Annotated in this window: 8 protein-coding genes; all 8 read right to left on the reverse strand. The window is 55.1% G+C overall.

Annotated elements, in window-relative coordinates; genetic code table 11:
- Window positions 1–66: 66 nt before the first annotated feature.
- Window positions 67–711 (reverse strand): formylglycine-generating enzyme family protein, encoded by a 645-nt coding sequence (locus AC0YNU_RS00220; RefSeq protein WP_475753898.1) that lies wholly within the window; start codon window positions 709–711, stop codon window positions 67–69.
- A 60-nt stretch (window positions 712–771) separates the two neighbouring features.
- Window positions 772–1,293 (reverse strand): AAA family ATPase, encoded by a 522-nt coding sequence (locus AC0YNU_RS00225; RefSeq protein ID WP_475752304.1) that lies wholly within the window; start codon window positions 1,291–1,293, stop codon window positions 772–774.
- 180 nt (window positions 1,294–1,473) lie between these two features.
- On the reverse strand, window positions 1,474–2,136 hold the full coding sequence (locus AC0YNU_RS00230) for a FusB/FusC family EF-G-binding protein (protein WP_475752305.1): 663 nt from the start codon (window positions 2,134–2,136) through the stop codon (window positions 1,474–1,476).
- Between the two features lie 288 nt (window positions 2,137–2,424).
- Window positions 2,425–3,513: an NAD(P)H-dependent flavin oxidoreductase gene (locus tag AC0YNU_RS00235; protein ID WP_475752306.1), complete on the reverse strand. Its 1,089-nt coding sequence runs from the start codon at window positions 3,511–3,513 to the stop codon at window positions 2,425–2,427.
- Window positions 3,514–3,696: 183 nt separating this feature from the next.
- Window positions 3,697–5,220: a malate:quinone oxidoreductase gene (locus AC0YNU_RS00240; protein ID WP_475752307.1), complete on the reverse strand. Its 1,524-nt coding sequence runs from the start codon at window positions 5,218–5,220 to the stop codon at window positions 3,697–3,699.
- Between the two features lie 306 nt (window positions 5,221–5,526).
- Window positions 5,527–5,796 carry a CD3324 family protein gene (locus AC0YNU_RS00245; RefSeq protein ID WP_475752308.1) on the reverse strand — a complete coding sequence of 90 codons (270 nt, stop codon included), beginning with the start codon at window positions 5,794–5,796 and terminating at the stop codon, window positions 5,527–5,529.
- Window positions 5,797–6,047: 251 nt separating this feature from the next.
- Complete coding sequence (locus tag AC0YNU_RS00250; protein ID WP_475752309.1) at window positions 6,048–7,250, reverse strand: enolase C-terminal domain-like protein; 1,203 nt, start codon at window positions 7,248–7,250, stop codon at window positions 6,048–6,050.
- Window positions 7,251–8,959: 1,709 nt separating this feature from the next.
- Window positions 8,960–12,688: a fibronectin type III domain-containing protein gene (locus AC0YNU_RS00255; protein ID WP_475752310.1), complete on the reverse strand. Its 3,729-nt coding sequence runs from the start codon at window positions 12,686–12,688 to the stop codon at window positions 8,960–8,962.
- Window positions 12,689–12,790: the final 102 nt, after the last annotated feature.

Consider the following 12,790-nt stretch of genomic DNA (forward strand, 5'->3'; position numbering starts at 1 on the left):
GGCTTCAATAGGCAACATAAGGTTCTACCAGCGAAATGTTCAGACACGTTGCCAGTTCAATGACCGTCATCTCGATTGAGCAAGGCGGAATCCAAGATCATCGATTCGAAATGTCGGATGGCTGCGACGACGAACCGTCGCTCCGCAGCCTCTGGCCTCCTCGGCCCAGCTGCCTCCTCGAAAAATGCGGTACGAGCCATAAACATGCGCATCATATAAGTCCCAGCACCATTCCCACACATTACCCAACATATCATACAAACCCCAAGCATTCGGTTCTTTGCTTCCTGCTTCATGAAGAATGCCGCCCGAATTTTCTTCATACCAAGCGATCTTATCCAGCTCCCCGTATCGATAACCGGTCGTTCCCGCTTTGCAGGCATACTGCCATTCTGCTTCTGTAGGCAGACGATAGCCAGTGGCTTCCCAATTACATTGAACGGTTTCATCATTTTCTCCTGCAACGTAACAAGGCTGCAGGCCGACAAGCCGGGACAGTTGATTACAGAATGCAATGGCATCCTCCCAAGAAATATTCACAGCCGGCATTCGATCACCGCTTATGGAAATAGAAGGTTGATTCATAACCGCATCGTACAGCTCTCTAGTTACAGGATAGCGGGCGAGACGAAACGGCCTTATTTCCGCTTTCCATTTGCGTTGAATGCGGTCATCCCGCAGTTCGACTTCTCCGCCTGGAATGGGTACCATGAGGGCGTCCAAGTAACGCTTTAGCTCATCGGACACTTAGCTTCACTCCTGATTATGCGTTCACGCGTATTGGAGAACCCATGCTTTGATTTGAGCGGCTACTTCAGCAACATCGGCATCCGTCGTATCGACGATCGGCATTGGAGGGGTATACGCTTTATCCGCATTTTCAACCAGCCACTTGGCAAAGTCCTTGTAGTCTTGAATCATCTCTTCCGGCCAGTTTCTTTCGCGTAAACGTTTCTCTCGCGCTTCCTCGTCACAGTGCAAGTTCAGATAGTAGATATGCTTGAAGTAGGGATAGTCCGGGCATTGCTCGATATCCCACGTCATGGCTGTTCCGCATATGATCGTCCTGCGACCGCTTTCCGCCGTATTACGCGCAACCCGAAGCCATGCGTCTCGAATTTGCTGCTCAGCCGTAATTCCGATCTCGCGGAGATTATCGATGTCGAAGACGTCATAATCCGGCAGAAGCTTTCGAAGCTCGGGAATCACGTAGGTTTTGCCAGAACCGCTCGACCCCGTCACAATGAATAAAGGGACTTGCTTCTCCCGAACAGCGTTTTGCAGATTCCCCATGAATCGAACACCTCTTCATTTCCAAAATAGGTACATGTTCCATCATAAACGATGATTTCGCACGAAGGATAGGTATAAAACGGTTATAAACGTTAATCACTTCCCCCGAAAAAAAGAGAGCCGCTCTCCGGTCTCTATGACCTTCGGAACGACTCTCTTTATGGCTAGGCGTCGCAGCCCTTATGGACCTATCAATACGCCATGAATGAATGTCTCCAGTGCGTCGACATCGGTTATATTCGCGTTGCAAACCTCGCTGTTCACGCACATATAATTGCCTATTGCCCTGTAATAATCGGAGGATACGCCAGCCGGTTTCCACTTGGTCACCGCGGTCACCAACGCGATCTCCGCATGCTTGTTGCATACGAAGCACACGCCCTTCTTATTCGTCGGCGTATATTTCCCCTCAATGCCGACGAGCTTCCCGTTCAGCATGTACACGATGAACAGCTTGTTCGACGCCAGGTCGGTCCAGCCGAGGTACGTCGCGAATCTACTGCCTCCCGCTTGAAGATCGGGAAGCTTCAATTTCTTGATCTTCGGAAAAAGCTTCTTCAGCTGATTATCCGTTACTTCCGCATATTCTTTGACTAAACAAGGCTCCAAGGCCTGCAGGTAACGCTGAAAGTCCCCCGAGCTATGCAGCTGATCCAGGTTCTCTAGCAATTGCTTCTGCCGATCCGTCGAATCCGGAAATAACCCGATTAGCTTAACTTCGATATGATTGCGAACCGCTTCGACGACTTTCTTGTCCCCAACGGTGTTACGGGCCTTTTGCAGCAGACCGATCTGCTTCTTAATCTCGTTATATTGATGGTTTCTAATGAATGGTTGATTCATAGCTTTCAGCTCCTTATTTTTGAGTTGCAAAATAATAGCAGCTGCAAAGCCCCATTTTAGAAACGATTCACATCTTCTCGGGCGATCACGACCAGCGAATCACCCCATGCAAAGATCGCCCTAATGGTAGGCTTTGCATGAGTCGCTTCTTATTCCGGCAAATTGATTTGCCATATTTACCGCCTCCCTTGTTCCAATCATTATAAAGGAGGCTTGATCGTGACCGCAACCTGCAGCTTTCAACAGGTCATGCAGAGTGAACACGTTTCTACCTCTTCGATTGGCTTATTACTTAGTGCCATTAATAATCTCCGCTGCCCGATCGATCGTTTCCTGAACGATCAGTTGCGCGCTTTGACCCGACGTAAGAAGCCTGGTTCCTTGCCCGGCCCATAGCGACATGAAGTCCGGATTGTTTTGCTTCGCCGCTTCGTTGCGAATATCGCGAGTGGCCGTATTCTGCGTCGGAAACGGCAGCGGGTCCATGGCGACTCGGGTCCAGCGCTCCATAAACGCATTGTTCAGTCCCCGTGCCGGACGCCCCGAGAATGCCCTTGTCAGCACGGTGCTTTCTTCATTGCTGGCGAGCAGCCTTGCCTGATACGCCGCATGTGCGCCGGATTCATTCGCTGTCAGGAACCGCGTCCCCATCTGTACGCCTTGCGCGCCCAGAGCGAGCGCGGCTGCGAGACCGCGGCCGTCCATGATTCCGCCTGCCGCGATGACCGGCACATGAACGCGATCCACGATTTGCGGGACGAGCGCCATCGTGCCGATATTGGCACCCATATGCCGATCCCCGGCAACGTCGAAGGTTCCGCGATGACCGCCAGCCTCGCTGCCTTGCGCGACGATGACGTCGCATCCGGCTTGCTCGGCCATGATCGCTTCGTTCACGGTCGTAACCATAGCGATGACGGCGATACCGGCAGCTTTCGCCTGCTGCATCATCGACTGAGGCAGGAGACCGAACGCCACGCTGATGACGGGAACCTTCTCTTCCAGCAGCACCGCGATTTGTTGCTCAAAATAATCCGGCGTTCTTAACTCGGCGGGGCTAACGGATGCCAAGCCCAGCTCGTCCCGAATGCCGTTTAACGCTTCCTGAACCTGCTGCGTGCGGGCATTGTCATCCACAGCCCGGGACGCGAATACATTGACGCCGAAAGGCCGAGCGGTTTGCTGACGAATAAGGCGAATCGCGCCGCGAATCGCCTCCGGCTCCATATAAGCAGCTCCCAAGGTGCCGAGTCCGCCTGCTTCGGAGACGGACGACACTAATTCCGCCGTGCTCGGTCCTCCCGCCATGCCGGCCAGAAACAGTGGATAACGGATGTCCAATAAACGGCAAATTTCAGTATCCAATGTTAATCCCATGTTAGGGCGCCTCCTTATGTAAAAAAGGATTCGCATCGCTGCGAACCCTTGACTGAATTTCTTCTGAATCGGTAATAGTATAAATAATGGCCGGAATGAAATCAAATGGTGATCCATTGCGATCACATGATGAACCAATAGGGATTAAATGGTGAACCAATGTAGATCCAATCGAAATCGATTTTAAATCAATACTTCTCTTGCCTTACGCTCGCCTGCGGCAGCATGCTGACGCAATCCGAGCGCTTCGGATGTCGATGCATGAATGTCTTGGAGCAGCTCCGGATTCTTCATGAGCGACACGCCGTAAGAAGGAATCATTTCTTTGATTTTCTCTTCCCAGCCCTTCATCTTCTGCGGGAAGCATTTGTTGATGACATCCAGCATGACGTGAACCGCGGTGGAAGCGCCCGGAGAAGCACCTAGTAAGGCAGCGATCGAGCCGTCGCCGGAACAGATGACTTCCGTGCCGAATTGCAGCGTGCCTTTGCCGCCGGCTTCCGTATCCTTGATGACCTGTACGCGCTGGCCTGCCACGACCAAATCCCAATCCTCGGTTTTGGCGTCCGGGATAAACTCGCGAAGTTCTTCCATGCGCTTTTCCTTCGACAACATCACTTGCTCGATTAAGTATTTGGTAAGCGCCATATTCTTCGCGCCTGCCGCCATCATCGTGACCAAGTTATGCGGTTTGACGGAGGTGACTAAGTCGAACATGGAGCCGTTCTTGAGAAACTTCGGCGAGAAGCCGGCAAACGGTCCGAACAACAACGATTTCTTATTATCGATAAATCGCGTATCCAGATGCGGCACGGACATCGGAGGCGCGCCGACCTTCGCTTTGCCGTAAACCTTGGCATGATGCTGCGCGATGACATCCGGATTCTTGCAGGACATGAATATGCCGCTTACCGGGAATCCGCCGATATGCTTGCCTTCCGGAATACCGGATTTTTGCAGCAAATGCAAGCTTCCGCCGCCTCCGCCGATAAAGACGAATTTGGCCGTACGGCGTTCGACAGTGCCGCCGCCGTTGCGAACCTTCAGTTCCCACGAACCGTCGCTCGTGCGCTTCATGTTCTCGACCGTATGGTTATAGTGAATCGCCACTTTCTTGCGCTTCAAGTGATCGAACAGCATGCGCGTCAAAGCACCAAAATTGACATCCGTTCCCGTGTCGATTTTGGTTGCCGCAATAGGTTCATTGGATGGACGTGCCTGCATGATCAGCGGGATCCATTCCTTCAGCGTCGCGGGATCTTCGGAGAATTCCATCCCTTGAAACAGCGGGTTCGCCGTCATCGCTTCGAAACGCTTCTTCAAGAACGAAATATCTTTCTCCCCTTGCACCATGCTCATGTGAGGCAGCGGCATGATGAAGTCCTGCGGATTCTTGATCAGCTTTTTGTTGACGAGATAGGACCAGAATTGCATGGAAAGCTGAAACTGTTCATTGATGTTGATTGCTTTGCTGATATCTATAGAGCCGTTCGATTTTTCGACCGTGTAGTTAAGCTCGCACAGTGCCGCATGCCCGGTTCCGGCGTTATTCCATTCGTTGGAGCTTTCATCCCCTGCGTGATCGAGCTTCTCCAGCACCGTAATCGTCCATTCCGGCACGAGCTCTTTCAGGATCGTCCCCAATGTCGCACTCATGATTCCGGCACCAATCAAGATGACGTCTGTTTTCGTTTCTTTGCTGCTCATGTTTACCATCCTTATATCGTAAGATTTGCAGAAAGGATGCGGGCGCTCCTGCTTAAGCACATCGACAAGCAAGGGCGCGACCTCGTCACACACCTTTTCTGGATCAAGAAACCCGTTAGATTAAAAAATATTTATATTCTATTATATGATAGTTGCCTGCAATACGACAAGAAGCGCAGCGATTTAGGCTTATATTCCCCCTGCTTCCACTTAAATCGGATATTCTCGTTTCTATGAAACTGGTGGAACATGCAAAAAACGCCACCTCAGAGTGCGTCCGAGGCGGCGTTTTTTCGTTATTTGTTTCTATTTTGCTTTCGCATACACGATCTTCTTGATCGTATCGCAGGCCAGAAAATAACGTTCGGCAAGATGATCGATCACAGCGCCTTCCGCGAACTCGCGGCGAATTTCAATGTTCCTTCGCTTGATATCGCTTCTGCTGCCGGAATTTACGCCCCAACCCTTTCGTTCGCCTTCAGGCCTGGGCACGTAAATCATGACGCCGCTTATATAGCGCTGCACTTCTTTCAGTAATTCCTCCGGCAAGAGGACATCCGCATTTATATATTTCATGATTGCTCTACTCCTTAAAATAGCATGCATTTCAAGGCAGCAAAGTCTCATGATAAACAGCTTTACCCATCAAGGATGGCGGTACGCATGATCCGCTCTATACAAACAACCGCCGTTGTTTACCGTGTAGACTTTGCATAGAGCGCGTTCTCTTTGTCGTCCAACATGCTTTGACTCCCCTTTCTTCTAGCCATTGTTTAAGTGTAGCATGATAGGGTTCCCATAAATACCCTTTTGCGTTCAGCTTGCGATTAAGGACGCACCGACGTGCCGTCCGGCGTGCGGGCTAACGTCCACTCCGGGAGACGATTGTCGCAGGGGTACTCGGCTGCCTTCTTCTCGTCGATGTCGATGCCGAGGCCGGGATTATCGTTCGGGTAGGCATAGCCATACTTGACGATCGGACAGCCGGGGAACACCTCTTGGATCTGATCGGAGAAGCCGTACCACTCCTGAATGCCGAAGTTGATCGAACTGACGTCGAGATGCAGGTTGGCCGCATGTCCGACCGGCGACACATCCCCCGGGCCATGCCAAGCGGTTCGAACGCTGAATGCTTCGCACAACGTGGCGAGCTTCTTCGCCGGCGTCAATCCGCCGATCGCGCTGATATGGCAGCGAATGAAGTCGATCAGTCTGCCTGCGATTAGCGGCGTCCATTCTCTCGGATGCGTGAACAGCTCGCCCATGGCGATCGGAATGGCAGTCTGGCTCCGCATCGTCTCGAACCAGTCCAGCTGCTCGGGCGCCAGCGGATCTTCCAGGAAGAACAGCCGATACGGCTCGAGCTGCTTGGCCAGCCGGATCGCCTCGATCGGCACGAGCCGCTCATGGATATCATGGAGCAGCTCGACTTCCACTCCGACTGCGCTGCGAATATGCTCGAACATGCGCGGTACGCTGCGAGCATAGGCGTTTGGATCGAAATAAGCGCCCGGCAGTGCATGCTCCGGTTGGTGCAGCGTATGGTTCCGTCCGCCGTACCCGCCCATTTGGCAGCGAATGTACCGAAGTCCCTGCTCCATGAGCCGGCGCACGTTGTCTTCCACTTCCTGCTCGTCCCGACCGTCGGCATGGCGGTAGATCGCCGCCGCTTCCCGGCATTTGCCGCCTAACAGCTGGTACACCGGCAGCCCGGCGCTTTTGCCTTTAATATCCCATAACGCCATATCGATACCGGATAACGCGTTGTTCAGTACAGGTCCGTTGCGCCAATAGGAGCTTACCATAGCCGATTGCCAAATATCCTCGATGCGATGCGGGTCTTTGCCGATCAGAAACGGTTTCAAATAGTGCTCGATCGCCGTGGCGACCGCCAGGTAACGCTGCGTGAACGTCGCGCAGCCAAGGCCGTACAGCCCGGGCTCGGACGTTTCGATTTTCACCACGACCAGATTGATGCCCTCCGGCGCCGTCAAGATCACCTTCACATCGCGAATCGTCAAATTCGACATGTCTATTCCTCTCCTTGCTCTGCATAGTGGATGTTCCGTCTGCTTCTCCAACCTTGTGCATCCTGTCCCGCCGCGACTTGCCGGCACGCTCGATGAAAACCCTTACATATTGAACGTTGCTATCACCTTGCAATTCGAATTGCACGTACAATGGAAAGCTCGTCCACTCGAGTTTAACTATTCGAAGCGGCGATGGAATATCCTGCCTGCTCGTGAAAATGCTCTGTATGGCGCCGCGCATTGCGCTCTCGGCTTGGCGAGGACAAGGCGTATCGCGCTTCGCGCTCTTACTTGGCAGCTGCGCTCCAGTGCCGGCACTGCCGATGAGCGCTCCCGTGGTGCTTCGCACCAAAGTCGCTCTCCTTCAGCATGCCGGTGCTTGCGCTTCGGCTCTACGCCGAAGAGCAAAGACGCGCTTCGCGCTCGAAGAGGACAAGGCGTATCGCGCTTCGCGCTCTTGCTTGGCAGCTGCGCTCCAGTGCCGGCAATGCCGATGAGCGCTCCCGTGGTGCTTCGCACCAAAGTCGCTCTCCTTCGGCATGCCGGCGCTTGCGCTTCAGCTTTACGCCGAAGAGCAAAGACGCGCTTCGCGCTCGGCGAGGACAAGGCATACCGCGCTTCGTGCTCTTGCTTGGCAACTGCGCTCCAGTGCCGGCAATGCCGATGAGCGCTCCCGTGGTGCTTCGCACCAAAGTCGCTCTCCTGGCAACCGACATTACAAGAACATCGCTGCCGCCCTAAATAAAAATAACTGCAAATCTGCAGTTAATTCCTCCAACTCAACGAATGATTTCGGAATAACTGCAGTTCTGCATTTATTTCGAACGAAAACATAGCAATCGGCGCGAACGCAATAAAATAGCTGCAGATTTGCACTTATTTAACTCAAATCCCCATTTATCCTTGAAATAACTGCAGATTTGCACTTATTTTGGTATACACCAACCCAAATATCAACTTATGTCCCCGACATACGATAGATGGGAATTGGAAGCGACTTTTGTGCTAAATCCCACGAGACGGGAAACCACCCTGTAAAGCCAGATCCATTATAATCGCAGCCCATCACTCACTGAAATGCAAACGAAGGTTTCGCGTATGACGCGGCTTTGGCGCGGAAAACCAAGGAAGCGTCCGTTGCGACACGGAGCCCGGCTTTGGTGCGGGACACCAGGAGCGTCCGTTGCGACACGTAGCCCAACTTTGGCGCGGGAAACCAAGGAAGCGTCCATTGCAACACGGAGCCCGGCTTTGGTGCGGGACATCAGGAGCGTCCGTTGCGACACGGAGTCCGGCTTTGGTGCGGGACACCCAAGAAGCGTCCGTTGCGACACGGAGCCCAACTTTGGAGCGGGACACCAAGGAAGCATCCGTTGCGACACGGAGCCCGGCTTTGGTGCGGGACACCCAGGAGGCGTCCATTTAAAACACGGAACCTGACTTTGGAGTGGAGGACACCACGGAGGCGTCTACCGCAAACACCGAATCCCGACTTTGGTGCGGGATACCACGGAAGGATCCGTCGCAAACACCGGATCCCGACCATAGTGCCTGGCATGCAGGAGCTTGTACTTTCGCTTGGCCCCTTGGCCGCCGGAGCATAACCGCGCTTCGCGTCCTTCAGACGGCAGCGCGTACAACGCAAAAAAACGCTTAACGCGGTCAATCCGCGTTAAGCGTCTAGCAACATTGCCGTTACCGGCAATTAATCAATAAGCGGACAAGTACGAGCCGCCGATGACCGTGATCGTCGAGATGCCCGGTCCGGTCCAGCCTACGGCAAGGTTGTCGCCGCCTCCGCCTTCTTTGTGGAGAATCTCGAAATAATACGGCTGTCCGGCCGTCAAGGTGATTGCGGCGGACTGCTGATTCGTGTGTTTATTCCACTCGCGAACGCCGGCGTATTCATATTCGTACGCGATCAAGGATTTGTTCGATGGACTGTTGTTCGTGCTCAGATAGAGCTGGCTTTCGTCATCGCCGGCAATGTAGAACGTATACGTGCCGGATGTCGTCGGCGTGATGTAGCCGCGGATGCGGTCGCCGTAATTATCGTCCCAGTTCGTCGGTCCTTCGAGACTGGTCAGCGTAGCCGTGCCGCTAGGCGTCGTTCCCGTCGGGATCGTGGATGCCGACGTACCCGACACTCCCGTCCAGTACTCTCTTATGACGCTTCCGCTGCCGCCCGAAGCAGCATTGGTCGTCACGCTCAACGCGCTGCTGGCTGCGGAAGTATTGCCTGCCGCATCCTTCGCTTTGACCGTGAAGGAATAGGCCGTGCTCGCCGTCAATCCGCTTACCGTGAAGGTCGTAGCGGCTGTCGTTCCCGCAAGCGCACTGCCGACATACACATCGTAACCCGTCACGCCGACATTATCGGTCGATGCGCTCCAGGAGAGGCTGACGCTTGTTGCCGTCTTCGACGGCGACGCCAACCCGCTAGGCACGGTCGGCGCCTGCGTGTCGCTGCTGGCATTCGTCGTGACGCTCAGCGCGCTGCTTGCAGCGGACGCATTGCCCGCCGCATCCTTCGCTTTGACGGTAAAGGAATACGCCGTGCTCGCCGTCAATCCGCTTACCGTGAAGGACGTACTGGCTGTCGTGCCGGCAAGCGTGCTGCCGTTATACACGTCATAGCCCGTCACGCCGACATTATCGGTCGATGCGGTCCACGAGAGATTGACGCTTGTTGCCGTCTTCGACGGCGACGTCAGACCGCTCGGGGCAGTAGGAGCCTGAATGTCGCTGGTGCTGCTCGTTGTGACGCTCAGTGCATTGCTGGCTGCCGAAACATTGCCTGCCGCGTCTTTCGCCTTGACTGTGAAGGTATAAGCCGTGCCCGCCGTCAGTCCGGTGACCGAGAACGTCGTGCCGGACGCTACCGTTCCTGCGAGTGTGGAACCATTGTAAATGTTATAGCCGGTCACCGCTACATTGTCCGTGGACGCCGTCCAGGACAAGTTCACGCTCGTGGCCGTCTTCGACGGAGACGTCAAATTCGACGGCGCGCTCGGTGCTTGCGTATCTCCCGTGCCGCCGGCCAGGTTCACTTCGCATGTTTTATAGTAGCCTGGAGCCGGATCGCCGAACTGGTTCGTCGAACACATGACGGAGTTCGTGTAGGTGCCGTAGAAATAGCTGCCGTTCGCGCCGAAGCGCACCTGCTTCGTGCCCGTGAAGCTGCACGTATTGTTCTCTCCCGCGCACAGCGTCCAGTTAGCCAGCGGATCCGTCGTGACGGTGATGCTGCCGCTGGCGGCCGAGACGTTGTTCGAAGCATCCTTCGCCTTGACCGTGAACGTGTACGCGGTGTTCGGCGCCAGGCCGCTCGCCGTGAACGTCGTGCCGCTCGGTCCGGTCGTGGAGCCGGCCAGCGTCGTACCGTAGTAAACGTTATAGCCGGTCACGCCTACATTGTCGGATGAAGCTGACCAGGATAGGCTGACGCTCGTATCCGTCTTGCCGGTGGTGGCCAGATTCGTCGGTACCGTCGGCGCCTGGGTGTCGCCGGCTGCCGTCGTGACGCTCACCGTATTGCTGGACGCGGAGACGTTGCCCGCCGCATCCTTCGCTTTGACCGTGAAGCTGTATGCCGTACTTGGCGTCAAGCCCGTGACCGTGTACGTCGTCGCGCCAGCTCCGGTCGTGGAGCCGACAAGCGTGCCGCCGCGATAGACATCATAGCCGACGATGCCGACGTTATCCGTGGCGCCGGACCAGGAGAGATCGACGGTTACATTGGATTTGGAAGGCGAAGACAACGTCGGTGCCGTCGGTGCCTGCGTATCCGGCGGGCCGGTGAAGACGTTCACCGTTTGCTCCTTGAGGCTCGCGCGTCCGCCGTTATCCCAGACGACGAGCGTCACGCGGTACGTGCCCGCCTTCTGGTACGTATAGGTTGGGTTTGCCGTGTTCACCGGCGGTCCTTCGCCGAGATCCCACAGGTTTTCGGCGATCGTGCCGTTATCCGTGGAAGCGTTCGTGAACGTAATCGGCTGCCCCAACTGCACGCTGAGCGGCGCGCTGAAGTTCACGACCGGCTTCGGATCGCTGAATCCGCGGCTGACCAATTGCGTGTTCGTTCCGTTGCCGCTGACCGTGTTGTTGCTCCATTCGAGATCCGCCGCCGCCGACGGGTATTGATCGATCGACGGTCCGCCGTTGCCCGTGATGACATTGTTAATGAAGCTGAGGCGGTCCGTGCCGGACGCGCTCGTGATCTCGATCGCTTTGCGCCCGTTGTTGATGATTTGGTTGCTGTCGAACGTCAAGTTCTGCGAATTGCCGTGAATCCGGACGGCATTGCCGTCATAACCCGGATAGGCGGCCGCAGGATTGCCGATCGGACCGTTCTTGAACGTGTTCTTGTAGAAGTATTGGAACTGCTCCGTTTCGCCCGTATCCGCGCCTTGCAGCTGCATGCCCCACATGACCATGTTTTGAATGGTGTTATAGCCCCAATATTGGTAGCCCGTGCCCGGGGATTGCTGCATGCCTACTTGCTGCCCGCCGTCGACGAGATTGTCGGTCGTGACGCCGTGGGTAACCATGACTTCAAGGCCCATGCCCTGCACGGTGCCGTCCGTCGTATGGACCGTGTTGCGTCTGACCGCGATATTGTTGGACCGCACGGCGCTGATCCAATGGTCGACGTTATTGTCCTCGATAACCGAGTAGTTGCAGTTCGTGTGCAGCTCGATTGACAAGCCGTGCTCATGCAGGCCCGAACCGGTGATCGTATTGTTCTTCACTTCCACGTTGTTGCACGTATCGTTGGCGAAGATGCCGCCGCGTCCCGTGTTGGCGATCGTGTTGCGCAGAATCTTCGTCCCGTTGGAATTCCAGCCGGCCCGTATCGCGCCGCCCCATGAGGAATTCACGCCGATGTTCGTGAACGTGTTGTCCGCGATCGTCGAGTTGTCCGTACCCGAGAGCAGGACGCCGAACGGCGCGAAGCCGTCGGATTTGACGAGATCCTTGATGATATTATGATGGATGTTATGCGCACTGCCAGGCTCTCCCCAAATGCCGGAGACGACATGCGTGTTGCTGTTGCCGTCCAGCGTCAGCTGAGCGACTTCGACGCCCGTCGTATTGCTGAGCGTAATCATGTTATTGTCCGTCGTGCCGCTGTACTTAATAATCGTCGTGTCCTTGCTTTGCCCGATCAGCTTGATGCCTGACTTGGCGTTGATCGTGCCGGTGATGTAATAGGTTCCGGCTGGAAAATAAACCGTGTCGCCGCTCGCAGCGGCTGCGATGGCGTTCGTGATTCCTTGCAAGTCATCCGTCGTGTCGCCGCCGTTCGCTCCGTAAGCGGTTACATTAACTGTCGCCGCTAACGCCGACGGCAAGGGGACGACCGGAAGCAGCGTCGCGAACGCAAGCAGAATGCTGCCCAGTTTGCGCCCCGGCTTTCTTCCCAAAGCTTTTCTCATCAATCCTCAGCTCCTTCTCTCCTGGTTCAAATGGCTGACTGATCTATGATGTCAGACGATCAGCATCTTGCCCGATTCGTCCGAAGCTGCGTTCACCTCCCT

It is taken from the genome of Paenibacillus sp. J31P316 (genome assembly GCF_056269105.1).